The sequence below is a fragment of the Thioclava sp. F36-6 genome, assembly GCF_002020305.1.
GTDB lineage: Bacteria > Pseudomonadota > Alphaproteobacteria > Rhodobacterales > Rhodobacteraceae > Thioclava > Thioclava sediminum.
In genome coordinates, this window is record NZ_MPZX01000004.1 from 204,377 (window position 1) to 229,444 (window position 25,068).

The following is a 25,068-nucleotide window of genomic DNA, read 5'->3' on the forward strand; positions in this document are numbered from 1 at the left end:
AATGGGCCGCCTGATCTGCATCTCGAACCGCATTCCCACCGGGGCCAACCCCTCGGGCGGGCTGGTCGTGGCGCTTGGCGATGTGCTGGAGGAAACCGGCGGCATCTGGATCGGCACCTCGGGCGAGATTGCCGACACGCCTGCCGCAGAGTTGCGCGAGATCGAGGGCGGGCCGTTCAGGCGCTACTGCTTCGATCTGACTCAGGACGAGCAGGACAACTATTACGCGGGCTATTCGAATTCGGTGCTCTGGCCGCTGTTCCACGGCCGCGCCGATCTGATGGATATTCATCAGGAATATCTGGGCGTCTACAAGCAGGTGAACCGGCGGATCGCGAAGCTCGTGGCCCCGTTCCTGAAACCCGACGACCGGATCTGGGTGCAGGATTACCATCTGCTGCCGCTGGCCTACGAGCTGCGCCTGATGGGCGTGACCAATCCGATCGGCTTCTTCCTGCACACGCCCTTCCCCGGCCCGACCGCGATGCAGGCCCTGCCCAACGGGCGCGAGGTCTGCCAGTGGATCGCGAATTACGACCTCGTGGGCCTTCAGGCAGAGCGCGACGTGCGCGCCTGTCTCCACTCGATGATCGAGATCGCCGACGCCTCCAATCTGGGCGCGGGCTATGTGCATCTCTCACCCCGCCAATGCCGGATCGCCGCGTTCCCGATTTCGATCGATGCGCGGGAGTTTCAGGAACTGGCGGAGACCGAGTTCGACAAACTGCCCGCTGGGATCGTGAAGGATCATCGCCGCCTGATGATCGGCGTCGACCGGCTGGATTATTCCAAAGGCGTGCCGCATCGCTTCCGCGCCTTCGGCGAGTTTCTCGAGCGGCACGAGGATTGGCATCGCTACGTCTCGCTCTTGCAGATCTCGCCACCGACCCGCGAGGGCGTGCAGGCCTATGACGATATCCGCGAAGAGACCGAGCATCTCTCGGGCCGGATCAACGGGCAATTCGCCGACATCCAGTGGGTCCCGATCCGCTTCATCAACCGTTCGGTACCGCGCGAAGTGCTGGCGGGGCTTTATCGCGCCTCACATGTGGCGCTGGTGACGCCGCTGATGGATGGGATGAACCTCGTCGCGAAGGAATTCATCGCGGCGCAGAACCCCGACGATCCCGGCGTTCTGATGCTGTCGCAATTCGCGGGCGCGGCCGAGCAGATGGATGCGGCGCTGATGGTGAACCCGCACGATCCGGAACAGGTCGCGACTTCGATGCTGACCGCTCTGATGATGTCGCGCGGCGAACGGCGGGAACGCTATCGGTCGCTGATGACGGGGCTGACCACCTATGACGTGCATTGGTGGTCGAAGTCCTTCCTCGACGCGCTAGGCTGAGCCGGGCTTGTCGCCGCTCGGGTGCTCGGTGGTGCCCAGCGCATCGGCGAGCCGCTGTGCCGCGGATCCCGGACGCAACGGTTTCTGCTGATCGGGATGCGGCTTCCAGCCGGTGAGCCAGACCATGTCGAAGGTTGCGCGCACCCGGCCATCGGGCTCCTGATAGGTCTCCATGTAAAGGCGCAGAGCCTCGGTCAGCACATCGCGGCGCAGGAAGCGACGATCGCGGGCGGCGAGCGCATTGGTCTCGCCCATCGCGCGCAGGTCCGACAGCAGCCGCAGCGGCGTCTCGTAGGTCACCTTGCGCGTCACCGCATCGGCGACCGGCAGCGCCAGCCCCGCCCGCTGGATCAGCGCCCCGAGGTCACGAATTTCACCCATCGGCACGATCCGCGGGCTCAAGCCTCCCGTAATCGCAGCTTCGGCCTGCGCCAGCGCCGCGCGCAGCTCACTCAGCGTCTGGCCCCCGAACATCACGCCGATGAACAGCCCGTCGGGTTTCAGCGCGCGCGACGCCTGCACCAGTTGCCCGACCGGATCATTCGCCCAATGCAGACAGAGCGCGTGGACCACCAGATCATGCGCGCCTTCCTCCAGATCGAGCACATCGGTATCCGCGACCACCTTCGCGTCGGGAAGAATTTCGCGCCACGGCTCGGGAAAAGCGGCGATCAGCGCGGGGGCCGTAAAGGTTCTGTTAACCTCTTGCAGCCTTTCCTCAAGTTCAGCCGCCGCGTCCTCGTGCAGAAACAGTTCGGGCGCACGGGCGGCGCGAAGTCTATGGCGCTCGAGCGCGGCGCGGTCGGTCAGAAGGGGCGGCGTATCCATGGCAGAAACCCTTAACGAGGTTCGAAGCCGGATGCTAGCGGCGGGACGTCTGGGATTGCGCGCTCTCTTTCCGCCGCGCTGCATCGCCTGCGGCGACGCGGTCGGCACGGATTTCGGCCTTTGCGGCGCCTGTTGGTCCGAGACCACTTTCGCGCGCGGCACGGTCTGCGACGCCTGCGGCACGCCGCTCCCCGGCGAAAGCGACACGGCCATTCTGTGTGACGACTGCCTCGCCCATCCGCGACCCTGGGCGCAGGGCCGCACGGTGATGCATTACTCGGGCACCGGGCGCGATCTTGTGCTAGCGCTGAAACATGGCGACCGGCTCGATCTGGTGCCGCCGCTGGCCGACTGGATGGCGCGGGCGGCCGGACCGCTCCTGACGCCCGACACGCTGATCGCGCCGATCCCGCTGCATCGGCTGCGGCTGCTGCGACGGCGCTTCAATCAGGCGGCGGAGCTGGCCCGCGCGCTGGCCCGCCGCACCGGGCACGCCTATTGCGCCGATCTCTTCACCCGCGCCCGCCCGACGTCGAGCCAGAAGGGCAAAACTCGCGATGAGCGGCACGCCAACCTCGACGGCGCGATCACCGTCACGCCGCGCCGCGCCGCGCTGCTGCACGGGCGTCCGCTCCTGATCGTCGATGACGTGATGACCTCGGGGGCGACGCTTTCCGCCGCGACGGAGGCGGCGTTGAGCGCAGGCGCAGAGCCGATCTGCACTGTGACACTGGCACGCGTTGCGAAGGCACCCTAAATCCCTATAGTCTCGCAGACCAAAGGGAATTGAGAATGAAACGCGTCGAAATCTACGTCACCAGAACCTGCCCCTTCTGCATCATGGCCAAGCGCCTGTTAGACAAGAAGGGCATCTCCTACGAGGAAACCGATGTCGGGCGCGAACCGCAACTGCGCGCCGCGATGACCCAGCGCGCCAATGGCCGCCGGACCGTCCCGCAGATCTTCATCGGCGACGAGCCGATCGGCGGCTGCGACGAGCTGCATGCGCTCGAACATTCGGGCAAGCTCGATCAGATGCTGGCGAGCTGACGCGATGAAGGCGGCGCTCGTTCAGCTTTCGGTCACGGATGATCCGGCACAGAACCTGCCGGTCACGCTCGACTTCATCCGCGATGCCGCGTCGAAAGGTGCGCAGCTGATCGCGACGCCGGAATGCACCAACCTGATCTCGTCGGATCGCGCCCATCAGAACGCGGTCCTGCATCACGAGCATCACGACCCGACGCTTGAGGCGCTTTGCAACGAGGCAGAGCGCCTTGGCGTCTATATCCTGATCGGCTCGCTCTGCCTGAAATCCGGAGACGATGCGCGCTTCGCCAATCGCTCCTTCCTGATCGGGCGCAAGGGCAATATCAAAGCCCGCTACGACAAGATCCACATGTTCGACGTGGACGTGTCCGAGACCGAACGCTACCGCGAATCCGAAGCCTACCGCCCCGGGCGCGAGGCGGTTCTGGGCGCCACGAAATACGCCCAGCTCGGCCTGTCGGTCTGCTACGACCTGCGCTTCCCGCATCTCTACCGGACGCTGGCGCAGGCCGGGGCGCAGGTGTTGACGATCCCGGCGGCGTTCAACGACACGACCGGGGCCGCCCATTGGGAGGTTCTGGTGCGTGCCCGCGCGATCGAGAATACCTGCTTCGTGCTGGCCCCCGCGCAATGCGGCACCCATGCCGCGCATGGCGGTCGGCCGCGCCGGACCTGGGGCCATTCGCTGGCGGTCGATCCGTGGGGCAAGGTGCTGGCCGATGGCGGAACCGAGCCAGGCGTGACGCACGTCGAACTCGATCTCGATCAGGTGGACGCGGTGCGCTCGCGCCTGCGGTCCCTCTTCCATGACCGGAGCTTCGAAGCGCCGTGAGCACCCCGCCCGAGAACGATCCGCTTGCCGCGACGCTGTTCGCCGAGGTCTTCATGGCCGATCAGCTGGCGCGCAACGTGGTGAGCCGTGCCCTGCCGAAGGGCATGGAAATCTCGCATTTCTCGGTGCTCAACCTGCTAGCCCATATCAACGAAGAGCGCACGCCCGCCCAACTGGCCGAGGCGCTGCATGTGACCCGCGGTGCGATGACCAACACGCTCGCCAAGCTGGAATGGGCGGGGCATGTGCATATCCGGCCCGACTGGGACGATGCGCGGCGCAAATGGGTGTCGCTCTCGCCCTCCGGTCGGCGGGCGCGCGATGCGGCTCTGGCCTCGCTGATGCCGATCATCGGAGGGATCGTGCGCGATCTCGGCCCCGATAAGGTCCGCGCCACCCTGCCGGTGCTGCGCGAATTGCGCGCTCGCCTCGGCCAGGCCTGAATGCGGCAGGGGCGCTGCCCCTCTGGCCTGCGGCCATTCACCCCGGGATATTTCCGCCAAGCCGAAATCCGGCTCTTTGTTCTTGTTCAAATATCCCCGGGGGCGCGGTGGGGCAGGCCCCTTTTCATCGTCAGCACAAACGAAAAGACCCCGCCGTTTCGCACGGCGGGGCAAGGCGCGTGCCGAGGAGCGGCCCTCGGCACCGGCGGTAACTTCTAATTCTTGAGAGAGGGCCGAGCCTCAGTTCATCTCGGCGCGGATTTGCTGGCGCAGCAGGTCGATCGGGACCTGTTTGCCATCGCGCTTGAACGTCCAGTAGGTCCAGCCATTGCAGCTCGGCGCGCCTTCGAGATGGGCGCCGACCTGATGGATCGAGCCTTTCACGTCGTCGCCGATCAGCGTGCCATCGGCGCGGACCTTGGCCTTGTGGCGACCGTTGAGCGAATACAGCTCCTCGCCCGGGCGCAGCATCCCGCGTTCGACCAGCTGGCCGAAGGGCACGCGCGGCTCGGCGCGTTTCGACGTGGAAACTTCAAGGGCTTCCTTGTCGAATTTGCGGATCTTGGCGAGGCGCTTGAGCGCGACTTCGCGATACGCTTCCTCGCGCTCGATACCGATGAAATCGCGGCCGAGCATCTTCGCCACGGCGCCGGTCGTGCCGGTGCCGAAGAACGGGTCGAGGATCACGTCGCCGGGATTGGTGGTACCGACGAGGACACGGTGCAGCAGCGCCTCGGGCTTTTGGGTCGGGTGGGCTTTCTCGCCGTTCGAATCCTTCAGACGCTCGCCGCCATTGCAGATCGGGATCACCCAGTCGGAGCGCATCTGCACGCCTTCATTGAGCGATTTCAGCGCCTCGTAGTTGAAGGTGTATTTCGCGCCTTCGGATTTCGACGCCCAGATCAGCGTCTCATGCGCGTTGGTCAGGCGTTTGCCGCGGAAGTTCGGCATCGGGTTCGATTTGCGCCACACGACGTCGTTGAGAATCCAGAAGCCCTGGTTCTGCAGCTCTGCGCCCATGCGGAACACGTTGTGATAGGAGCCGATCACCCACATCGCGCCGTTCGGCTTGAGGATGCGGCGCGCGGCTTTCAGCCAGTCTCGGGTGAAATTGTCGTAATGCGCGAAGGAGCCGAACTGGTCCCACGCGTCATCGACCGCGTCGACCTTGGAATTATCGGGGCGGTGCAGGTCACCGCGCAACTGTAGATTGTAGGGCGGATCGGCGAAGATCAGGTCCACACTGTCCTCGGGCAGCGAGTTCATCATCTCGATGCAATCGCCATCCAGAATTTCGTTCAGGGGCAGTGCATTGCGCACCACCGGAGTCTTGGTCTTTGCCATTTTTAGCCTCTTAACTGCCCGCCTCAGGGCCCAATATCTGGGAGCCGGCTTTGTGCCGATCTATGGCTATAAAAATGAGTCAAAGGCGATTCATCGTCAATTTCTTTTTTGAATCAAGGGGTTATATAATTCGCTTGGCACAAGATATTGTGGACCGGCTTGAAGCTTCGTCTATGAACGGGGGTGACCCCTAAATCTAGAAGCGCCTGCAGATGGTCCTTGGTCGGGTAGCCCGCATTCCGCTCCCAGCCGTAGCCCGGATACTGTTGCGCCAAATCCACCATGAGCAAATCGCGGGCCTCTTTCGCGAGGATCGAGGCCGCCGCGATCGACAAAGAGCGGGCATCGCCCTTCACGATCGGTTCGCTGGACAACTTCAGGTCGCGCGGCACGCGGTTACCGTCGACAAGCACATGATCGGCGGTCCGGGCCAGCCCGTCGACCGCGCGGCACATCGCGAGATGCGAGGCGTGGTAGATATTGAGTTCGTCGATTTCCTCGACGCTGGCATGGGCCACGCAGAACTCGGCGCAGTCCATGATCTGCGCGGCCAGATCGGCGCGGCGCTTTGCGGTGAGCTTCTTCGAGTCGTTGAGACCTTCGGGAATGCGGGCGGGATCGAGAATGACCGCCGCTGACGTCACCGGACCGCAAAGCGGACCGCGGCCCACCTCGTCCACGCCTGCAACGATGGTCAGGCCGCGCGCGAAGGCGGCTTCTTCGAAAGAGAAATCGGGGTTCTGTGCCATTTCTTCGAAATGCCCCGGAACGGCAGGTCTATTCAATGAAAAAGCGGGGACCCGAAGGCCCCCGCACTGCTCGACGACGCTCTTATGGCGTCTGCCGCATGGCTTAACGCCGGCTGAGACGGATCCCGCGATCCTCGAGGCAGTTGCTGCCATAGACTTTCTCGACGCCGTGACGGCCGGTCTTCATCGTGAAGGCGCAATTGGCGGGCAGGCGGCGTTCGGTGCGGCGATCGAGGCAGGAGGCGGAAACCACCTCGCCCCAGCCCCGGCCGGTCTTCACGCGCTGCACGCATTGCGCGGGCAGACGGATGCGGTCGCGGTCATGGCTATAGCGGCGGTGGTCGCGGTCGTAACGCTCCTGCGCGCGCTGGCGGCGGGCCTCGGCTTCGCGGCGCTCGCGCTCGCGGCGTTCACGTTCCAGACGACGCTGGCGGTCCTGCCAGCTCTCGTAGCGCGGCTGCGCCTTCTTCGCTTTGTGATCCTTCTTGTTCATCCCGTCGAGGAGCAGCGCGGCGGCACCGACCCCAAGCAGGATGCTCAGCGCCTGACGGTCCTTCTTGCCCAGCGCGGCGGCGGGCGTAGCACTGATCGCGACGGAGCCCAACGCGAGGGCGAGGGCGGTGATGGCGGCGGTGGCCTTGGTCTTGAGGCTCATGGCTTCGGTCCTTTCACTCGGCAGCCCGGAAGGCCGCATGACGTCGATGAAGCGAGATTGGGCCGAGGGGCGAAAGTCAGGCAATAACGGCCCCCTGCTATCGGATAACAGGCGGGCCAACCCCCTTTGGCTATTGAATAACACGGGCGTTGGGCGCAGCGTGTTCCACATGAAACACGTAGTCCTCATATTGGCGTTTCTCGCCTCTGCCTCGGCCGCGCAGGCCGAGTGCTATGCCGATTACAAGGCCAAGCGCGACAACCCGTTGCAGCTGCAATACGGGGTAGCGCAGGTCTCGGACTCGGCCTGTTCGAAAAAGGCGGCGGCGCGCGAATTGGCGCCGAAGCTGAAAGCCGATGGGTGGACCTTGCTGACGGTTCTCTCCACATTCGGCGCGGAAGGCTTGGAGCAAAGGAAGGCCAGTGCCGGACAATATTTCCTCCGTTACTGATAGTTTACGACTCGGCTCGCGCGCGGTCGTGGGCGGCATCGTGGCCGTGGTCGCGATTCTCGCCGTGGCCGCGGTGCTGCTGTTCGCGAATCTGCCGAACGCGGATGCGTTCAATGCCCGGGTCGAGCAGATCTTCGTGCAGAACGACAATCTGACCTCGCAAGCCGAGATCAAGCTGCTGGAGGTTCTGGCGCAATCGGGCACGGCGTTCTCGGACGTTCTGGCGAACTACCGGGTGATCATCTTCATCCTGCTGATCTTCGCCGCCGCCCTTCTGATCGCTACGATCGTCTTCCTTCTGCTGCTGATCGCGCTGAACAAGCGGATGACCGAGATTCGCCGCGCCGGGATCGAAGTGCAGTCCTTACGCATCCTGCGGGGCGAAAACGCGGTGATGCTCAACGATATGGGCTTCACCCTGACCCCGGCGGCGATCGAGACGCTGTCGGTGCTGGCCGAGGCGCGGATGGACGACGACATCCTCACCGGCGTGCAGATCGAGGCGATGATCTCGGGCCGGGACGAGGCCGATTGCGACGAGGCGGCGGGCGCCACGCGGATCAAACGCCTGCGCGACAGTCTCGGAAATCAGCTCGTCAGCGAGCTTCTCGTGCGCAACATTTCCCGCAAAGGCTATGCACTTAGCGTGGCCAAGGATGCGATCCGAGTCGACTGATCCGGTTGCGCCACTGTCACATGCGCCCTATATCGCAGGGTCTGTTGACCCGAGGGAGAGCCATGTCCGACACGCCCTTCTACCTGATCGACGAGGCGCGCCTGCGCGAGAACATGCGCAAGATCGAGCGTCTGCGCGAGCGGTCCGGCGCGAAAGCCCTGCTGGCGCTGAAATGTTTCGCGACCTGGTCGGCCTTCGACATCATGAAGCCCTACATGGATGGCACGACCTCCAGCTCGCTGTTCGAGCTGCATCTGGGTCGTGAGAAATTCGGCAAGGAAACCCATGCCTATTCGGTCGCCTGGGCCGATCACGAGATCGACGAGGCTATCGGCTATGCCGACAAGATCATCTTCAACTCGCTGAGCCAGCTGGATCGCTTTGGCGACAAGGCCGCGCATATCGAACGTGGCCTGCGCCTGAACCCGCGGTTTTCGACCTCCGGCTTCGATCTCGCGGACCCGGCGCGGCCGTTCTCGCGTCTGGGCGAATGGGATGCCGAGCGGCTGGAAGCGGCGATGGACCGCATCTCGGGCGTGATGATCCACTACAATTGCGAGAACGCGGATTTCGCGCTGTTCGATCATCAGCTTTCCCGGATCGAGGCGGAGTTCGGCGATATCCTGAAGCGTCTGAAATGGGTGAGCCTCGGCGGCGGCATCCATTTCACCGGCGACGATTACCCGCTGGACGCGCTCGCCGACCGGCTGAAGAAATTCTCCGAGGATTTCGACGTGCAGGTCTATCTAGAGCCCGGTGAGGCCTCGATCACGCAGACAGCCTCGCTCGAGGTGACGGTTCTCGACATTCTCGATAACGGCAAGAAGATCGCCATCGTCGACAGCAGCATCGAGGCGCATATGCTCGATCTGCTGATCTATCGCGAGACCGCCAAGCTGCCGCAGCAGGGCGAGTTTGAGTACCAGATCGCGGGCAAGACCTGCCTCGCGGGTGACATCTTCGGCGAGGCGCGGTTCGACAAACCGCTCGAAATCGGCGACCGTATCTCGATTGCCGATGCCGCCGGTTACACGATGGTCAAGAAGAACTGGTTCAACGGCGTGGCGATGCCCGCCATCGCCATCCGCCGCGAAAATGGGAACATCGACCGGATTCGCGACTTCACCTATGAGGATTATCGCGCCTCATTGTCCTGAGGGCCCACAAGAGCCCCCTTCCCCTGTCCGCAGAAAAAGGAGACAGCCGAAGTGAAAAAGAACGTGCTCATCATCGGAGCGGGCGGCGTCGCCCAGGTCGTGGCGCATAAATGCGCGCAGAATAACGACATCCTTGGCGACCTGCATATCGCCTCGCGCACCAAATCGAAATGCGACGCGATCATCGACAGCGTGCGCGAAAAGGGCGCGATGAAAGTGGACGGCACGTTCGAGGCGCATGAGGTGGATGCGACCGATTCCGAGGCCGTCGCAGCGCTGATCCGCGAGACCGGCGCGCAGATCGTGATCAACGTCGGCACCGCTTTCGTGAATATGCACGTGCTCGACGGCTGCATCTCGACGGGCGCCGCCTATATCGACACCGCGATCCACGAAGAGCCCGACAAGATCTGCGAAACCCCGCCGTGGTATGCCAATTACGAGTGGAAGAAGCGCGACCTGTGCACCGAGCATGGCGTGACCGCGATCCTCGGCGCGGGCTTCGATCCGGGCGTGGTGAATGCCTATGCGCGTTTCGCCATCGACCAGATGGACGAGGTGAAATCCATCGACATCGTCGACATCAACGCGGGCTCGCACGGCAAGTATTTCGCGACCAATTTCGATCCCGAGATCAACTTCCGCGAATTCACCGGCGTCGTCTATTACTGGGAAGACCAGCAGTGGAAAGAGACGAGCATGTTCGCCTCGGGCCACAAGTGGGATCTGCCCGTCGTCGGTCCGTCGCAGGCCTATCAGTCGGGCCATGACGAGGTGCATTCGCTGGCGACCAACTATCCGCAGGCCGATGTGCGCTTCTGGATGGGCTTCGGCGATCACTACATCAACGTCTTCACCGTGCTGAAGAACCTCGGCCTTCTCTCCGAGCAGCCGGTGAAAACCGCGGAAGGTCTGGAAGTCGTGCCGCTGAAAGTGGTGAAGGCCGTGCTGCCCGATCCGTCGAGCCTCGCGCCGAACTACACCGGCAAAACCTGCATCGGCGATCTGGTGAAAGGTACGAAGGACGGAAAGGACGTAGAATATTTCGTCTATAACGTCGCCGATCACAAAGAGGCCTATGAAGAGGTCGGCTCGCAGGGCATCTCCTACACCGCGGGCGTGCCGCCGGTCGCCGCCGCGATCCTGATCGCGCAGGGCGACTGGGATGCGAAGACGATGAAGAACGTCGAAGAGATGGACCCCAAGCCCTTCTTCACCGAACTCGACCGCATCGGCCTTCCGACCCGCGTGATGGTCGGTGGGCTCAAGGGCGAGGACAAGGCCTGGACCGAAGTTTGATCGACTTGCCAGAAACACGAAAGGCCCGCATCGCGCGGGCCTTTTTCATGTCTGATTGGCGATCCCGGCAGGATTCGAACCTGCAACCTGCCCCTTAGGAGGGGGCTGCTCTATCCAGTTGAGCCACGGGACCGCGCTGCGCCTTTGATGCCGCCAAAGAGCTTGTGGCGCAAGTCCATCGCTGCGCTGCAACAGAAAACCGCGCGCATATTCCTATGCATGCGGGTCGTGCAGAAATTTCAGGATTTCGGGGGGAAGGAAAGAAAAGGGAGCGCAAATTGGCCCACTGCGCCCCCTTTCGCATCCCTCGCCGTGACGAATCCGACACCGGCGCGGGTCGTTCCAGGTATCGGGCGGAGATTATCCGACCCTACGACCGTTAACGCTAACATACTTGGCATCATTCGCTTGCGCAAGGGAAATGTTTGGCGCTAACAAGAGGAGAACCTTGAGGAACCGCCCTTGTCTCGCCCTATCGAAACCCGCCGTCCATTGACCCTGCGCGATGTCTCCGAAGCCTCCGGCGTCTCGGAGATGACCGTCAGCCGCGTGCTGCGCAATCGCGGCGATGTGTCTGATGCGACACGGGAAAAAGTCCTGCAAGCCGCGAAAGCGCTTGGCTATGTGCCCAACAAGATCGCGGGCGCGCTGGCCTCTCAGCGGGTGAACCTCGTGGCCGTGATCATCCCGTCACTGTCGAACCTCGTCTTCCCGAAAGTGCTGTCGAGCGTGTCCGACGAGCTCGAGGATACCGGGCTGCAACCGGTCGTCGGCGTGACGAATTACTCGCCCGAGAAAGAAGAGCAGGTTCTTTATGAGATGCTCTCGTGGCGCCCCTCGGGGGTAATTATCGCGGGGGTCGAGCACACGCCCGCCTCGCGCGCGATGCTGCAGAATGCAGGCATTCCGGTGGTCGAGATCATGGATGTCGATGGCGAGGGGATCGACTCGGTCGTGGGTATTTCGCATCGCCGCGCCGGGCTGCATATGGCCGAGGCGATCATCGCCGCGGGCTATCGCAAGATCGGGTTCCTCGGCACGAAAATGCCCGAGGATCATCGGGCGCGCAAACGGCTCGAAGGGTTCAAGGAAGGGCTCGCCAAGGCGGGGATCGAACTGGCCGATACCGAGTTCTACGCGGGCGGTTCTGCGCTCGCGAAAGGGCGCGAGATGACGGAGACGATGCTCAAGCGCTCGCCCGATCTCGATTTCCTTTATTACTCCAACGACATGATCGGCGCGGGCGGCCTGCTTTGGTGCCTCGATAACGGCATCGACGTGCCGAACAAGATGGGTCTGGCCGGGTTCAACGGGCTGGAACTGCTCGACGGGTTGTCGGTGCGACTCGCCACGATGAATGCCTGCCGGGCTGAAATCGGCCGCAAGGCGGCGCAGATCATTTCGGGGCGCTCGCAAAGCGGGATGATCGGCGGCGAAGTGATCGAGCTGGAGCCGACCCTCGATCCGGGCGACACGATCCGTAAACGTTGATCCCAAGGCGGCAGCGCAAGCACCGCCTGCCTTTTAGCGCCGCGCGCCCCAGCTAAGCGACGCGTATTGCCGCGTGTAGAACTCGCCCAGAAGGCCGATCATCAGGATCGCAAGCCCGACATAGAGCGGATATTCCCAGTTCGAGAAATGCGGATTGTAGTTGATGAAGGTGTAGCCCCGCGCCTGATCGATCGTGTGAAACAGCGGGTTCCAGTTGAACAGGATCAGCATCTTGTGCGGCAGATTATTGGCGAGAAACATCTTGCCCGAGGCGATCATGTTGGCGCGGGTATAGACCTGCTGGATCACGCTCACCACTTCGGGCGCCCATGGCTTCGCGGCGAGCAGCACGACTCCGACCGCGAGCCCCGTGAACCACGCCAGCAACACCATCGCGAACGCGCCGACCCAGTCGTAGATCTCGATCGGTTTGAAGGCCGCGTGGTAGACGTAGAGCACCGTCACCATCGACAGCACCTGAATATAGAGCGCGCTCAGCGCCGCCGACGCGATCGAGATCGCCGTGGTCATCGGCGCGTGTTTCATCATCGCCGATGTGGGCCCTTCCGACCCGAAGACCGCGCCAAGGGTCTTGGTGTGGGTCATGTAAAGGAAGATGCCCGTCATGATGTAGAGCAGGAAATCGCCCCGCACCGAGCTCGACCGCATCCCGAGCACGCTGAACATGATGTAGAAAGAGATAACCAGCAGCATCGTCTGAAACATATTCAGCAACAGACCGATCAACGCATTCCCGTGGTTCTTGCGCAGATTGCGCACGGTGGCGTGATAGATCAGCTCCAGCAGGCTGAAGGTCGTGCCGAGCTTGGTCGATTTCGTCTCTGGTCTGAACATGTCCCTGCCGATTCGGGCATCGTTGCGGCCCAAGCTAGGTCGGATTGCTTGCTCAACCCTTATCGCCGCATCATAAGGGGGGAGTTGGAGCATAGCAATTGGGCCAGAACAAGGCCGGGAGAGGCGTGACGATGGATTTCGAACATCTGATGCGAGTGATGCGGCGGCTGGCGCTCGAAGCAGGCGACAAGATCATGGAGATCTACGACTCGCCCGATTTCGAGGTGAAGTCGAAGTCGGATAACTCGCCGGTGACCGAGGCCGACGAGGCCGCCGACGCGCTGATTTCCGCAGGGTTGCGCGCAGAATTTCCCGATATGCCGCTCGTCACCGAAGAGCAGGCCGCGAGCCATTCGCAGGAGGTATCGACCTTCCTCATCGTCGATCCGCTCGATGGCACGAAGGAATTCGTCAAGCGCCGCGGCGATTTCACGGTGAACATCGCCTATGTCGAGAATGGCAAGCCCGTGCGCGGCGTGGTCTACGCCCCCGCCAAGGGACGTCTGTTCTACACGCTTGCCGAGGGCCGCGCGGTCGAAGAGGATGGCCCCTTCGACAAGGAACGCCCCGGCAAGCAGCATCCGATCACCGTCTCGATGCCCGACAATCGCGGCCTGATGGTCGTCGCGTCGAAATCGCATCGCGATCAGGCGACCGACGATTACATCGGCAAATACGCGGTGAAGGACATGGCTTCGGCCGGGTCGTCGCTGAAGTTCTGCCTTGTCGCGACCGGCGAGGCCGATCTCTATCCGCGCCTCGGGCGCACGATGGAATGGGATACGGCAGCCGGTGACGCGGTTCTGCGCGGCGCGGGCGGCGAAATGATCCGCTTCGACGATCACGCGCCCTTCACCTATGGCAAGCCGGGCTTCGAGAACCCGTTCTTCATCGCCTATGCCCCCGGCGTTCTCTTGGTGAAGTAATGTCGGTCCTGATCGTCATCCCGGCGCGCTACGCGTCGAGCCGCTATCCCGGAAAGCCTCTGGTCGAACTGACCGGCGCCACGGGCGAGAAAAAGACCCTGATCCAGCGCAGCTGGGAGGCCGCGACGCAGGTCGGCGGCGTCGACCGGGTCGTGGTAGCGACCGATGACTCCCGTATCCGCGAGGCCTGCGAAGCCTTCGGCGCCGAGGTGGTGATGACCTCCGAGAGCTGCCGCAACGGGACCGAGCGCTGCGCCGAAGCGGCCGCGACCCTTGGCGGTGATTTCGACATCGTCGTGAACCTTCAGGGCGACGCGCCGCTGACCCCCGCGTGGTTCATCGAAGACCTCGTTGCAGGCCTGCGCGCGAATGACTGGGCCGAGCTGGCCACCCCGGTGCTGCGCTGCGAAGGCGCGATGCTCAACAGCCTGCTGGAAGATCGCCAGAACGGGCGCGTCGGCGGCACGACGGCAGTGTTCGGAGCTGGCAATCGCGGGCTCTATTTCTCGAAAGAGGTCATTCCCTTCACCTCCGAGACTTACGCGGACGAAGCCCCCACGCCGGTGTTCCACCATGTGGGCGTCTATGCCTACCGGCCGGACACGCTGGCGGCCTATGCGGGCTGGCCGATCGGGCCTCTGGAGACGCTCGAAGGGCTGGAGCAGCTGCGCTTTCTGGAGAACGGTCGCGCGGTGCTCTGCACAGAGGTCGAGTCGCGCGGACGGCAGTTCTGGGAACTCAACAATCCGTCAGATGTGGCCCGGATCGAATCCATGATGCTGCAGATGCAGCTTCCCTGAACGCACGCAATTTCTCGCCTATCGCATTAAAAATGCGGTTTTTCACGGCATTGCAGGAAACAATTTTCGCATTTGCAGCATTTCTTCCTTCGGGAGTGCTCAACGCCAGAACCGGTCCCTTGTTGGATCACGGCTTTGGGGACACAATAAACCAACTTCTGACGATTTAATCGTAGCAACCCTATAGGTGACGAATGAAAAGCAAGGTGACGAAGGCGATCTTCCCGGTGGCCGGCCTCGGAACCCGCTTCCTCCCCGCGACGAAGTCGATCCCGAAAGAGATCCTCACGTTGGTGGACCGCCCGCTTATCCAATACGCCATCGACGAGGCGCGTGCGGCGGGTATCGAGGAGTTCATCTTCGTCACCTCGCGCGGCAAATCGGCACTTGAGGATTATTTCGACAACGCCCCCGAACTGGAAAGCGCGCTGGCGCAGAAGGGCAAGACCGAAATCCTCGACGAGCTGCAGCAGACCAATATGGACAGCGGCGCGATCGCCTATGTCCGTCAGAACCAGCCGCTGGGTCTGGGCCACGCGGTCTGGTGTGCGCGTCGTCTCGTGCATGACGAAGCCTTCGCCGTGATCCTGACCGACGACGTCATCGCCGCCGACAAGCCCTGTCTGCAGCAGATGATGGAAGCCTATAACGAGACCGGCGGGAACTATGTCGCGGCGATGGAAGTGCCCGCCGACAAGACCGCGTCCTACGGGGTTCTGGATGTCGCCCCGGGCGACGGTCCGCGCCTGCAGGTCAACGGCATGGTCGAAAAGCCCAAGCCCGAGGATGCCCCCTCGAACCTCGCGGTGATCGGTCGCTACATCCTCACCCCGCGCATCATGTGGAACCTCGATGCGCGCAAGGCGGGTGCTGGCGGTGAAATCCAGCTGACCGACGCGATCGCGCAGGAAATCCATGGCGGCAACTCGGTCTATGGCTATCGCTTCGACGGGCAGCGCTACGATTGCGGCTCGAAGGCGGGCTTCCTGCAGGCGACGGTGGCTTTCGGCCTCCAGCGCCCGGATCTGAAGGATGAGTTCGGCGAATATCTCTCCGATCTTTCCGCGATGCGGCAGGCGGCTGAGTAAGCGATGCAGCAACATGTGTTGGTAACGGGTGGTGCGGGCTATATCGGCTCGCACGCCTGCAAAGCGCTGGCCGCGGCGGGCTATGTCCCGGTCTGCTTCGACAATTTCTCCACCGGCTGGAAAGAGGCGGTGAAGTTCGGCCCCGCCGAGGAGGGCGATCTTGCCGATCGTTCCCGCCTCGACGAGGTCTTCGCGAAATATCAGCCGATCGCGGTGATGCATTTCGCGGCGCTGAGCCTTGTCGGCGAGTCGATGCAGAACCCGTCGAAATACTGGCGCACCAACGTGAATTGCGCGCTGAATTTGATTGAAGCGGCCGTCGATGCGGGCTGCCGCAACTTCGTCTTCTCCTCGACCTGCGCGACCTATGGCGATCAGGACGGGGTCGTTCTCAACGAGGACACCGAGCAGCGCCCGATCAATGCCTATGGCGGCTCGAAGCGGGCCATCGAAGACATGCTGCGCGATTTCGGCGCGAGCCACGGGCTGAACTCGGTGATCTTCCGCTATTTCAACGTGGCGGGCGCCGATCCCGATGCCGAGGTCGGCGAGCAGCACATCCCCGAGACGCATCTGATCCCGCTGATGTTGGATGCCATCGCGGGCAAACGCCCGGCGCTCACCGTGTTCGGTTCGGATTACGCGACGCGCGACGGCACCTGCATCCGCGATTACGTCCATGTCTCCGATCTCGTCGATGCGCATGTTCTGGGTCTGAAATGGCTCGAGGACGGTAAGCCGTCGCGGGTGTTTTGCCTTGGCTCGGGCAACGGGTTCTCGGTACGCGAAGTGATCGACGCCTCGCGCGCGGTGACCAATCGCGATGTGCCGATCGTCGAGGGGGACCGTCGTCCCGGCGATGCGGCGGCGCTGGTGTCGGGCTCGAAACGGGCGACCGAGGAGCTGGGCTGGCAGCCGAAGCGGTCGGACCTTTCCACCATGATTTCCGATGCATGGCGTTGGCATCAGGCGGCAGAGTATGAATACTGACCCCGAGGTAGGGTCAGGAGAATGAATGCCATCGCGCCATGAGCTTTGGGAGGGCTACAGGCTGCGCCTCAAGCGCAAGCATTTCCTGTGGCGCGCCCTGCGCAAACGGCACCAGCTCGACCCCGTCACCAACCGCACGGGCAAGATAAAGCCCGGCGCGATCCTCGCCTTCGCGGTGATGCGCAACGAGGCGGGGCGGCTGCCGTTTTTTCTCAAGCATTACCGCAAGCTCGGCGTGGATCACTTCCTGATCGTCGACAATGGCAGCACGGATGGCACCGCCGCGCTGCTGGCGGAGGCGCGCGATGTCTCGCTGTGGCAGACGACGGGCAGCTACCGGGCGTCGCGCTTCGGGCTCGATTGGGTGACGTGGCTGATGCTGCGCTACGGGCACGATCACTGGTGCCTGACCGTCGATGCGGATGAGCTTCTGATCTATCCCTATCACGACAGTCGCCCCCTGCCCGCGCTGACCGACTGGCTCGACCGGTCGGAGCAATGCAGTTTCCCGGCCATGATGCTCGACCTCTACCCGAAAGGGCCGCTTGGCGCGCAGCGCTACGAGGCGGGGCAGGACCCGTGCAAGATCCTGAACTGGTTCGATGCCGGGAACTACATGATCACCCGGCAGGACCGGACAGATGCGCTGTGGATCCAAGGCGGAGCACGGGCGCGGGCGTTTTTCCCCGACAGCCCGCGCCAGTCGCCGACCCTGTCGAAGATCCCGCTGGTGCGCTGGCACCGGCGATGGGCCTATCTGAACTCGACCCATGCGCTGCTGCCGCGCCACCTGAACCAGACCTACGACACGGAGGGCGGCGAGGCGATTTCGGGGCTGCTGCTGCACACGAAGTTTCTCGACGAGATCGTGGACAAGTCGAAGGAGGAGAAATCGCGCGGCGAGCATTTCGGCCAGCCCGCGGAATTCGACCAATACTACGACGCGCTGGCCGCCGATCCGGAGCTTTGGACGCCGCATTCGACGCGGCTCGGCGACTGGCGACAACTGGAGGCGCAGGGGCTGATGTCGCGCGGCGGCTGGATGTGAACGTGTTGACTTGGAGGCAACATTGCTGACGCAAGCGTTAGGCATGGCCTTCTCAGCTGCGCGCAAACCGGGTAAGTATCGGAAGATATTGATAAGCCGTTGAAAACTTGCCGATTTGAACAGGGCGACCTTTAACGATTTGAGAACTACGCTGCGAGTAGCAAGGGACCAGTGCGGCACGAAATGACCGCGACGTCGGAGAGGGACGGGTATTGGGACTGAGAGAGATCGCCAGGCTGCGCCGTAAACGCAGAATTCGGCAGATTCGGGCTTTCCGCAAAAGCCGCGAACTCTCTCTCTATTCCGACCGCACCGGCGACATCCGCCCCGAGGATATCCTCGTCTTCGTCACCGCCCGCAACGAACGCATCCGCCTGCCCTATTTCCTGCGCTACTACCGCGAGATGGGCGTCGGGCACTTCCTGTTTGTCGACAATGGCAGCGACGATGGCAGCGCCGAGTATCTCGCCCAGCAGGAGGACTGCTCGGTCTGGCACACGGAGGCCTCCTACAAGGCATCGAATTTCGGCATCGACTGGATGAACTGGCTGCTGCGCAAATACGGCACCGGGCATTGGACGCTGACGCTCGATCCGGACGAGTTCTTCGTCTACCCGTTCTGCGATACCCGGCCCATTCAGGCGCTGACCGACTGGCTCGACACTTATGGCATCCGGTCCTTCCCGGCGATGCTGCTGGATATGTATCCGAAAGGCCCGATCGACGCGCAGCCCTATCGCGAGGGGCAGAACCCGTTCGATCTGGCTTGCTGGTTCGACGCGGGCAACTACATGATCTCGCCCAATCCCGAGACCAACAATCTGTGGATTCAAGGCGGGCCCCGGGCGCGCATCTTCTTTCCCGACGCGCCCAAGAAAGCCCCCTCGCTCAACAAGATTCCGCTGGTCAGATGGGAGCGCGGGAACGTCTATATCTCCTCGACCCATGCGCTGCTGCCGCGTGGTCTGAACCAGGTATACGACACGATCGGCGGCGAGATGGTCTCGGGCTGCCTGCTGCATGCGAAGTTCCTCTCGCCGCTGACCGACAAGGTCGAAGAGGAATTGCAGCGCAAACAGCATTACGCGGGATCGCGCGAATATCACGCCTATGCCCGCACGATCTCAAAAGAGCCCGATTTGTGGTGCAAATGGTCTGAGAAATATATCAACTGGCGCCAGCTCGAGATCCTCGGGCTGATGTCGAAGGGCAATTGGGCGTGAGGAAACAAGGCGCGTGACAGTCGGATTCATCATGATGTGCCACACCGCGCTCGACCGGGCCGCGCAGGTCGCGCGGTTCTGGTCGGAGGGCGGATCGCCCGTGGTGATCCATGTCGATGCCCGCGTGACCGCGCATGACTATAACGGCTTCAAGAAGATGCTCTCCGATCTGGAGAATGTCTCCTTCTCGCGGCGCTACAAATGCGACTGGGGCACGTGGTCGCTGGTTGCCGCCAGCCAAGCCGCGGCCGAGCAGATGCTGGCGCTGCATGACGACGTGCGCCACGTCTATCTGGCGTCGGGCTCCTGCCTGCCGCTGCGCCCGCTGCACGAGCTGACCGACTATCTCGACGCGCGGCCCTATACCGATTTCATCGAGAGCGTGACCACCACCGAAGTCGGCTGGACCGTCGGCGGGATCGACATCGAACGCTTCACGCTGCGCTTTCCCTTCTCGTGGAAGAAGCAGCGGCGCATGTTCGACCGCTATGTCGAATTTCAACGCCGCGTGGGCTTCAAACGGCGCATCCCCGACGGGCTGGTGCCGCATCTGGGCAGCCAATGGTGGTGCCTGACGCGCCAGACCCTTTCAGCCATTCTGGAAGACCCCGATCGCGCGCTTTACGACCGCTATTTCAAGCGCGTCTGGATCCCGGATGAGAGCTATTTCCAGACCCTCGCAAGGCTCTATTCCACCTCTATCGAGAGCCGCTCGCTGACGCTGACCAAGTTCGATTTTCAGGGCAAGCCGCATATCTTCTACGACGATCACCTGCAGCTACTGCGGCGGTCGGACTGTTTCGTGGCGCGGAAAATCTGGCCCAAGGCGGACAAGCTCTATCGGACCTTCCTCGACAAAAGCCCCGGGCGGTCCGTCATGGCGGAGCCGAACCCGGCCAAGATCGACCGGCTGTTTTCCAAGTCGATCGAGCGGCGCACCCGCGGGCGACCGGGCCTCTACATGCAAAGCCGTTTTCCCAAGAAGGACCACGAGAACGGCAAGACCTCGGCGCCCTATTCGATCTTCCACGGCTTCTCGGATCTATTCGAGAATTTCGACGGCTGGCTCGCGAAATACGTGGGCGCGCGGGTGCATGGCCATCTCTACGCCCCCGAGCGCGCCGAGTTCGCGGGCAATGAGCGGATGTTCAACGGCTGCCTGACCGACGACGCGGCGCTGCGCGACTACAACCCGCGTGCTTTTCTCACGAACCTGATCTGGAACTCGCGCGGCGAACGTCAGTGCTACATGTTCTCGCCGCGCGACAATCAGGCGAATAACTGGTTCACCGCGACCGATCCGAATGCGCAGATTTCGGTCATCACCGGGGCCTGGGCCCTGCCGCTGTCGCGCAAGAACGAGAATTTCGCGACGATCCGGCGCGAGGCCGCGATGCTGCAAAAGCGCGAGCTGGAGCATCTGGAGATTCTGCGCTCGATGTATGTGAAGGCGCGCGTGCGGATCTGGACCGTCGCGGATTTCATCGAGAACCCGATGGAGCCCCTGCAGACCATCATCGACGAGATCAGCCCCCGCGCCACCCGTCGTCTGACCGAGGCGCCGCAGATGGTCGATCTGTCGGGGTTCAACCAATTCCTGCAAAATCTCAAGAACCAGGGGATGCAGCCGCTCGTGATGGGGGATTTCCCGCTCGAGCAAAGCGGGAAGCGCGATGCCGCCACCCGCCGCGGCCGCCCCTATCTGGTGAAATAAGACATGCCCAAATTTGACAGTTTCGTCGTCTTCGCCGAGATGCGCACCGGCTCCAACCTCGTGGAAGCCGCGCTGAACGATCTGGACGGCGTGACCTGCCATGGCGAGGCGTTCAATCCGGCGCTGATCGGCTATCCCAACCGCAAGGAGCTGGTGGGCGTCACCAAGGCGCAGCGCGATGACGATCCGCTGGCGCTGTGGGGCGCGATCAAATCGCAGGACGGGCTGAACGGCTGCCGCTATTTCCACGATCACGACCCGCGGATGCTCGCCGTCTTCGTGAACGACCCGAAATGCGCGAAGATCGTGCTGACCCGCAATCCGATCGAGAGCTATGTCAGCCTGATGATCGCGCGCGCCACCGGCCAGTGGAAGCTGGGCGATGCGAAGCACCGCAAGGCCACCAAGGCGCGCTTCGATGCCGAGGAGTTCGAGGCCCATCTGGAAGGGCTGCAGGATTTTCAGGTGACGCTGCAAAACGCGCTGCAGCGCTCTGGGCAGACGGCCTTCTATATCGATTACGAGGATGCGCAGTCGGTCGAGGTGCTCAACGGTCTGGCGAATTGGCTGGGCGTCGCGGGGCGGCTGAAACAGTTGCCCGAGAGCCTGAAAGTGCAGAACCCCGAGCCGCTGGAGACGAAGGTCGCGAATTTCCCGGGGATGGAAGCGTCGCTGGCGCGGCTCGACCGGTTCAACCTGTCGAAAACCCCGAATTTCGAGCCCCGCCGCGGCCCCGGCGTCCCCGGCTTCATCGCGAGCGAGGCGGGGTTGCTTTATATGCCGCTCCGGCCCGCGATGGATGCGCCGATCCGCGACTGGCTGGCGGCGACCGGCGAACTGGTCGAAGGGTTCAGCCAGAAGACCCTGCGCCAGTGGAAGCGTCGCCATCCCGGCCATCGCAGCTTCACCGTGTTGCGCCACCCGCTGATGCGCGCGCATCTGGCGTTCAACGCGGTGCTCAACTGGGACACTATGGACGAGACCCGCGCCGTCCTGCGTCAAAGCTACAAGCTGCCGATCCCGAAGGAAGGCGAGAGCATCGCGCCCGCCGATTATACCGAGGCGCTGATCGTGTTCTTGGGCTGGCTCAAATCCAATCTCGCGAACCAGACGAGCCTGCCGGTGAATACGCTTTGGGCCACGCAATCCGCGGCGCTTCAGGGGATCGGCCAGTTCGCCCTGCCCGACCTTCTGGTGCGCGAGGAGCGGATGGCGGAGGATTTCGCCTATCTCGCCAACATGGCCGGGGTGGAGGCCCCTGCCTTCGCGCCCGGCGAGACCGACACCGCGCCGATCAAGCTCGCCGATATCTGGACGCCCGACCTCGAGGCCGCCGCGCGCGAGACCTATACGCGCGACATGATGCAGTTCGGCTTCGGCAACTGGCGCGACTGAGCCTGCCCCATGAAAAAAGCGCGCCGGGCAGACCGACGCGCTTTTCGATTTTCATTCGAGACCGGTTCAGGCCGCCTGACGGCTCTGCGCCTCGGTCAGCACCGCGTGCAGCGTCGACGGATCGGTATTCGCCCGCAGCTTCTCGCAGGTTTCCGGATCGCGCATCGTGCGCGACACGAGGGCCAGCGCCTTGAGATGCTCGACCCCGGAATCCTTCGGCGCGAAGAGCGCGAAGACCAGATCGACCGGCAGCCGGTCCACCGCGTCGAAATCGAGCGGCTTTTCCAGACGCAGGAAGACACCCACGACTTCGCTCAGCCCGTCGAGCCGCGCATGCGGAAGCGCAACGCCATGACCGACACCGGTCGGCCCGAGGCTTTCACGCTCCTGCAGCGCATCGACGGTTTCCGAGGCGTCGATCTTGTAGCACGCCGCCGCGATATCACCGAGATCCTGAAACAGGCGTTTCTTGCTCGTGACATTCGACAGCACTTTGACCGCGCCAGGCACGAGAAGTTTAGATAGGTCCATGAACTCGTCTACTCCGCGCCCGTTCCGGGCCGCTCATTTGCTGTTGCGCGGGTCGATCCAGCCGACATTGCCGTCTTCACGCCGATGAACGACGTTGACCCCGCCATGTTTCTCGTTGCGGAAGACGAGTAGCGACGCATCAGACAGCTCCATCTGCATGACCGCTTCACCGACCGAGAGAGTGGGAACCTTGGTTTCCATCTCGGCTACGATCATCGGAGCACCTTCGTGCGTCTCGCCGGTATCGTCATCCTCTTCCGAGGCGAGCACATATAGACCTGCAGCTTCGAATTCAACTGGTTCAGCACGGTCGCGGTGATGATCTTTCAATCTGCGCTTGTGACGCCGCAGTTGCTTGTCCATCTTTTCGCGCGCCGCATCGAAGGCCGCATAGATTTCCGTGGCATGACCCTTGGCCGAAGCGGTGAGCCCGGTCGACAGGTGCACCGTCGCCTCGCAAATAAACTCATGCGCATCGCGCGAGAAGGTGATCTGCGCGTCGGTGGGACGCTGCATGTATTTCTCGGCGACCTCGCCCAACTCCGACTTGACGTGAGATTGCAGGGCCTCTCCGACATCGATTTGTTTGCCGGTGATTTGGTAACGCATGGATTTCCTCCTTCACGCATTGGGCCAGTGACCCCAACCTTTGGGCTGAGGTATTTCGGGCCGGTTAATCTCTTGAAAAGTCGCGTTGAGTCTGAATTCGCCCGGGCCCTCTTTCGGGGACCTTCCGCGCGCCGGACCCCTTTCGGGAGCCGCAAGCGCGCCCGGGGAGTGGGGGCGAACATTACGCATCTCTTATGTATTTGGGGATGGATCGTGGGGGGTGTCAACGGGTCTCCCTCGCTGCAGTGCAAAACTGCCGGTAGGCGGAGGCGCCCGGCAGGGATCCGCGGATCACGATCAGAGGATGCGGAAGTGCTGGCCGAGATAGACGCGGCGCACGTTTTCGTCCTGCACAACCTCTTCCGCGGTGCCCGACATCAGCACCGTGCCGTCATGCAGAATGTAGGCACGATCCACGATCTCGAGCGTTTCGCGCACATTGTGATCGGTGATCAAAACCCCGATACCCCGATCTTTCAGCTGTGCGACGAGCGCGCGAATCTCCGACACGGCGATCGGATCGACGCCCGCGAAGGGTTCGTCCAGCAACAGATATTTCGGATCGGCGGCCAGACAGCGTGCGATTTCGCAGCGCCGGCGTTCGCCCCCCGACAGCGCCAAAGCGGGCGCGTGACGCAGGTGGCCGATCGAGAAATCGCCCAGAAGTTCTTCCAGCCGTTCGCGACGGGTGTGCGGATCGGACTCCGCCACTTCCAGCACCGCCATGATGTTCTCTTCGACCGAGAGACCCCGGAAAATCGAGGCTTCCTGCGGCAGATAGCCGATCCCGAGCCGCGCGCGGCGATACATCGGCAGGCCCGTCACATCGCGCCCGTCGATCAGAACCTCGCCCGCATCGGGTCGGATCAGACCGGCGATATTGTAAAAACAGGTAGTTTTGCCCGACCCGTTCGGCCCGAGAAGCGCCACGACCTCGCCGCGCGACAGGTCGAGCGAGACGTCGCGAATCACGGGGCGGCGCTTGTAGCTCTTGCGCAGACCCCGGACCTGCAAACCGCCCTGGCCCGCGACCGGGGCGAGCCCGGCGTCGCTTTTGACGGCATCCTCGGTCATCACTTGCTCCCGGCGGGCTTCAGAAGCGTGCGCACACGCCCGTCCATCGTGCCGGCGCCGGTGCTCAGATCGACGTTGAGCTTGTTGCCCGACATCACATTGTCGCCTTGGGTCAGCAGCACATTGCCGGTCATCACGACGGTGCCCGCTTTCACGTCATAGACGGCTTCCTCGGCCTCCGCCGCCTCAGTGGGCGAAACCAGCGTGACGCCGCCCGTCGCGTGCAGCTTCGTGATCTCGGAGCGCTTGTCACTGGCGTAGAACACCTCAAGCTCGGCGGCTTTCATGTGCATGTCGCCCTGCGTGACCTCCACATTGCCGGAGAACACCGCCTGCCCGCTTTCCTGATTGACGTTGAGCGAGTCGGCCGTGACTTCGACCGGGGCCGTCTTGTCGGCGCGCAGCCCGCCGAAATCGACGCTTTGCGCCATCACGAGAACCGGGAACGAAACCGCCATCGCACAGGCGGTGAAAAAACGCGCTCGAAACATC

Annotated in this window: 27 protein-coding genes and 1 tRNA gene; 18 read left to right on the plus strand and 10 right to left on the minus strand. The window is 62.9% G+C overall.

Annotated features, from left to right (window positions below):
- Position 1 precedes the first annotated feature (1 nt).
- Positions 2–1,348 carry a trehalose-6-phosphate synthase gene (locus tag BMI88_RS18185; protein WP_078550951.1) on the plus strand — a complete coding sequence of 449 codons (1,347 nt, stop codon included), beginning with the start codon at positions 2–4 and terminating at the stop codon, positions 1,346–1,348.
- Here the strand turns inward: BMI88_RS18185 and BMI88_RS18190 are convergent.
- On the minus strand, positions 1,340–2,176 hold the full coding sequence (locus BMI88_RS18190; protein WP_078550952.1) for a methyltransferase domain-containing protein: 837 nt from the start codon (positions 2,174–2,176) through the stop codon (positions 1,340–1,342). The genes BMI88_RS18185 and BMI88_RS18190 overlap by 9 nt on opposite strands.
- Here BMI88_RS18190 and BMI88_RS18195 point away from each other — a divergent pair.
- The 4 genes from BMI88_RS18195 to BMI88_RS18210 are packed head-to-tail and all read left to right on the plus strand — an operon-like array spanning position 2,175 to position 4,501.
- Positions 2,175–2,933, plus strand: a complete 759-nt coding sequence (locus BMI88_RS18195) for a ComF family protein (RefSeq protein WP_246831928.1) — start codon at positions 2,175–2,177, stop codon at positions 2,931–2,933. The genes BMI88_RS18190 and BMI88_RS18195 overlap by 2 nt on opposite strands.
- 35 nt (positions 2,934–2,968) lie before the next feature.
- Positions 2,969–3,226, plus strand: coding sequence for a glutaredoxin 3 (grxC, locus tag BMI88_RS18200; protein ID WP_078550954.1), 258 nt, complete (start codon positions 2,969–2,971; stop codon positions 3,224–3,226).
- 4 nt (positions 3,227–3,230) lie between these two features.
- Positions 3,231–4,058: a carbon-nitrogen hydrolase family protein gene (locus BMI88_RS18205; RefSeq protein ID WP_078550955.1), complete on the plus strand. Its 828-nt coding sequence runs from the start codon at positions 3,231–3,233 to the stop codon at positions 4,056–4,058.
- 53 nt (positions 4,059–4,111) lie between these two features.
- Complete coding sequence (locus BMI88_RS18210; protein ID WP_078541755.1) at positions 4,112–4,501, plus strand: MarR family transcriptional regulator; 390 nt, start codon at positions 4,112–4,114, stop codon at positions 4,499–4,501.
- 240 nt (positions 4,502–4,741) lie between these two features.
- Here the strand turns inward: BMI88_RS18210 and BMI88_RS18215 are convergent, their stop codons facing one another.
- The 3 genes from BMI88_RS18215 to BMI88_RS18225 form a co-directional block, all read right to left on the minus strand.
- Positions 4,742–5,845 carry a site-specific DNA-methyltransferase gene (locus BMI88_RS18215; RefSeq protein ID WP_078550956.1) on the minus strand — a complete coding sequence of 368 codons (1,104 nt, stop codon included), beginning with the start codon at positions 5,843–5,845 and terminating at the stop codon, positions 4,742–4,744.
- A gap of 113 nt (positions 5,846–5,958) precedes the next feature.
- Positions 5,959–6,594 (minus strand): ribonuclease HII, encoded by a 636-nt coding sequence (locus BMI88_RS18220; RefSeq protein ID WP_078550957.1) that lies wholly within the window; start codon positions 6,592–6,594, stop codon positions 5,959–5,961.
- Between the two features lie 103 nt (positions 6,595–6,697).
- Positions 6,698–7,249 (minus strand): hypothetical protein, encoded by a 552-nt coding sequence (locus BMI88_RS18225; RefSeq protein ID WP_078522204.1) that lies wholly within the window; start codon positions 7,247–7,249, stop codon positions 6,698–6,700.
- Between the two features lie 169 nt (positions 7,250–7,418).
- Here BMI88_RS18225 and BMI88_RS18230 point away from each other — a divergent pair, with 169 nt between their 5' ends.
- The 4 genes from BMI88_RS18230 to BMI88_RS18245 all read left to right on the plus strand — a co-directional run bounded on the left by BMI88_RS18230 (position 7,419) and on the right by BMI88_RS18245 (position 10,832).
- Positions 7,419–7,700, plus strand: coding sequence for a hypothetical protein (locus BMI88_RS18230; protein ID WP_078551126.1), 282 nt, complete (start codon positions 7,419–7,421; stop codon positions 7,698–7,700).
- Positions 7,672–8,376, plus strand: coding sequence for a hypothetical protein (locus tag BMI88_RS18235; RefSeq protein ID WP_078550958.1), 705 nt, complete (start codon positions 7,672–7,674; stop codon positions 8,374–8,376). The genes BMI88_RS18230 and BMI88_RS18235 overlap by 29 nt, the downstream gene beginning before the upstream one ends.
- Positions 8,377–8,438: 62 nt before the next feature.
- Positions 8,439–9,533 (plus strand): carboxynorspermidine decarboxylase, encoded by a 1,095-nt coding sequence (gene nspC / locus BMI88_RS18240; protein ID WP_078550959.1) that lies wholly within the window; start codon positions 8,439–8,441, stop codon positions 9,531–9,533.
- A gap of 51 nt (positions 9,534–9,584) precedes the next feature.
- Positions 9,585–10,832, plus strand: a complete 1,248-nt coding sequence (locus BMI88_RS18245; protein WP_078550960.1) for a saccharopine dehydrogenase family protein — start codon at positions 9,585–9,587, stop codon at positions 10,830–10,832.
- A 56-nt stretch (positions 10,833–10,888) separates the two neighbouring features.
- On the opposite strand, the gene BMI88_RS18250 is transcribed toward BMI88_RS18245, so the two are convergent.
- Positions 10,889–10,965: transfer RNA gene (locus BMI88_RS18250), tRNA-Arg, on the minus strand.
- A 329-nt stretch (positions 10,966–11,294) separates the two neighbouring features.
- On the opposite strand from BMI88_RS18250, the gene BMI88_RS18255 reads away from it, so the two are divergent.
- The gene (locus BMI88_RS18255; RefSeq protein WP_256376242.1) at positions 11,295–12,323 is read left to right on the plus strand and encodes a LacI family DNA-binding transcriptional regulator; all 1,029 of its coding nucleotides are present in this window, start codon (positions 11,295–11,297) and stop codon (positions 12,321–12,323) included.
- Between the two features lie 33 nt (positions 12,324–12,356).
- Here the strand turns inward: BMI88_RS18255 and BMI88_RS18260 are convergent, their stop codons facing one another.
- Positions 12,357–13,178 (minus strand): ABC transporter permease, encoded by an 822-nt coding sequence (locus BMI88_RS18260; protein ID WP_078550961.1) that lies wholly within the window; start codon positions 13,176–13,178, stop codon positions 12,357–12,359.
- A 131-nt stretch (positions 13,179–13,309) separates the two neighbouring features.
- Here BMI88_RS18260 and cysQ point away from each other — a divergent pair, with 131 nt between their 5' ends.
- The 8 genes from cysQ to BMI88_RS18300 all read left to right on the plus strand — a co-directional run bounded on the left by cysQ (position 13,310) and on the right by BMI88_RS18300 (position 22,362).
- Positions 13,310–14,104 carry a 3'(2'),5'-bisphosphate nucleotidase CysQ gene (gene cysQ / locus BMI88_RS18265; protein ID WP_078522200.1) on the plus strand — a complete coding sequence of 265 codons (795 nt, stop codon included), beginning with the start codon at positions 13,310–13,312 and terminating at the stop codon, positions 14,102–14,104.
- Complete coding sequence (locus BMI88_RS18270) at positions 14,104–14,904, plus strand: manno-octulosonate cytidylyltransferase (RefSeq protein WP_078550962.1); 801 nt, start codon at positions 14,104–14,106, stop codon at positions 14,902–14,904. Before cysQ ends, BMI88_RS18270 begins: the two co-directional genes overlap by 1 nt.
- 194 nt (positions 14,905–15,098) lie before the next feature.
- Complete coding sequence (galU, locus tag BMI88_RS18275) at positions 15,099–15,992, plus strand: UTP--glucose-1-phosphate uridylyltransferase GalU (RefSeq protein ID WP_078522198.1); 894 nt, start codon at positions 15,099–15,101, stop codon at positions 15,990–15,992.
- Positions 15,993–15,995: 3 nt separating this feature from the next.
- A complete protein-coding gene (gene galE / locus BMI88_RS18280; protein WP_078550963.1) occupies positions 15,996–16,982 on the plus strand; it encodes a UDP-glucose 4-epimerase GalE in 987 nt (328 codons plus the stop codon).
- 25 nt (positions 16,983–17,007) lie between these two features.
- Positions 17,008–18,030: a glycosyltransferase family 2 protein gene (locus tag BMI88_RS18285; protein ID WP_078550964.1), complete on the plus strand. Its 1,023-nt coding sequence runs from the start codon at positions 17,008–17,010 to the stop codon at positions 18,028–18,030.
- A 212-nt stretch (positions 18,031–18,242) separates the two neighbouring features.
- Positions 18,243–19,253 carry a glycosyltransferase family 2 protein gene (locus BMI88_RS18290; protein WP_078550965.1) on the plus strand — a complete coding sequence of 337 codons (1,011 nt, stop codon included), beginning with the start codon at positions 18,243–18,245 and terminating at the stop codon, positions 19,251–19,253.
- A gap of 13 nt (positions 19,254–19,266) precedes the next feature.
- Positions 19,267–20,967: a beta-1,6-N-acetylglucosaminyltransferase gene (locus BMI88_RS18295; RefSeq protein ID WP_078541563.1), complete on the plus strand. Its 1,701-nt coding sequence runs from the start codon at positions 19,267–19,269 to the stop codon at positions 20,965–20,967.
- A 3-nt stretch (positions 20,968–20,970) separates the two neighbouring features.
- Complete coding sequence (locus BMI88_RS18300; RefSeq protein WP_078550966.1) at positions 20,971–22,362, plus strand: nodulation protein NodH; 1,392 nt, start codon at positions 20,971–20,973, stop codon at positions 22,360–22,362.
- A gap of 66 nt (positions 22,363–22,428) precedes the next feature.
- Here BMI88_RS18300 and BMI88_RS18305 read toward each other — a convergent pair whose 3' ends face one another.
- The 4 genes from BMI88_RS18305 to lptA all read right to left on the minus strand — a co-directional run bounded on the left by BMI88_RS18305 (position 22,429) and on the right by lptA (position 25,067).
- Positions 22,429–22,893 (minus strand): PTS sugar transporter subunit IIA, encoded by a 465-nt coding sequence (locus BMI88_RS18305; protein ID WP_075775186.1) that lies wholly within the window; start codon positions 22,891–22,893, stop codon positions 22,429–22,431.
- Positions 22,894–22,926: 33 nt separating this feature from the next.
- A complete protein-coding gene (gene raiA / locus BMI88_RS18310; protein WP_078522191.1) occupies positions 22,927–23,502 on the minus strand; it encodes a ribosome-associated translation inhibitor RaiA in 576 nt (191 codons plus the stop codon).
- Positions 23,503–23,799: 297 nt separating this feature from the next.
- Complete coding sequence (gene lptB / locus BMI88_RS18315; RefSeq protein ID WP_078550967.1) at positions 23,800–24,576, minus strand: LPS export ABC transporter ATP-binding protein; 777 nt, start codon at positions 24,574–24,576, stop codon at positions 23,800–23,802.
- Positions 24,576–25,067: a lipopolysaccharide transport periplasmic protein LptA gene (gene lptA / locus BMI88_RS18320; protein WP_078541559.1), complete on the minus strand. Its 492-nt coding sequence runs from the start codon at positions 25,065–25,067 to the stop codon at positions 24,576–24,578. Before lptA ends, lptB begins: the two co-directional genes overlap by 1 nt.
- Between the last annotated feature and the right edge of the window lies 1 nt (position 25,068).